The organism is Mesorhizobium sp. M0195, from assembly GCF_040322115.1.
Taxonomy (GTDB): Bacteria; Pseudomonadota; Alphaproteobacteria; order Rhizobiales; family Rhizobiaceae; genus Mesorhizobium.
Genome location: NZ_JAMYSV010000086.1, coordinates 1 through 795, shown reverse-complemented (window position 1 = coordinate 795; position 795 = coordinate 1). Strand labels below are relative to the sequence as shown.

Annotated in this window: 1 protein-coding gene; it reads right to left on the bottom strand. The window is 54.3% G+C overall.

Annotation, left to right across the window (positions count from 1 at the left end):
* Positions 1-650, bottom strand: a 650-nt coding sequence (locus tag NKJ12_RS32120) for an aminotransferase-like domain-containing protein (RefSeq protein WP_502905768.1), incomplete at its 3' end; no start/stop codon positions are given.
* Between the last annotated feature and the right edge of the window lie 145 nt (positions 651-795).

Here is a 795-nt window from a genome sequence, read left to right as displayed (position 1 = left end):
AACCGCCGCGCCACATAGCGGCCTAAACCTGTCACACTGGTTCGGATTTGCTCGGGAGTAACCGCGCTGAATGCTAATCGAATCCGGCAGTCTTGAGAGTTATCCAATGCAAAGAAGCTCATCGGCATAACAATGACATTGTCACACCTTGCACACTCGTCCGCGCTGTCCGCGCCAAACCGGAAAGGAAGATCAAGAGACAGGAAGAAGCCGCCAGAGGGTCGATTCCATCGAATCTGCTCCGGGAAAGGCGAAAACACACTGTCCAGCTGACGCAACATGACGTCGCGATTTGCACGATACCAATCCAGCGCGGGGCGAATCCAACCACGCAAGCTTGCTGCCTGCTCGATCAAGAGTCCCGCCACAATCGCTTGTGTAATATGGCTTGTATTGAGGGTAATGAAACTCTTGAGCTGGACCAGGTTTTCCCAAAGTGCCCGGCAAGCGCGCGCGTCTCCAAATATTGTATCGGGCAGTATCGCAGCTCCCACGCGGAGAGCTGGGCTCAAGGTCTTGGAGAATGTGGACAGGTAAATAACACTTCCTGCCTCATCCAAAGCGGCCATCGGAGGGATCTCATCACCTTCATACCGAAATAGCCGATATGGATTGTCCTCCAGAACGATAATCCGATTTCTTGCGCACACTTGAAGGATATCGCATCGTGAGGCCTTATCGAGGACGCGCCCGGTCGGATTGTCAAAATCGGGAATGAGGTATAGAGCGCGGGCCCTCCGACCATTCCGGCGCAATTGTAGGACGGCGAGTTCGACTGCCTCTGCAACGCAAGGC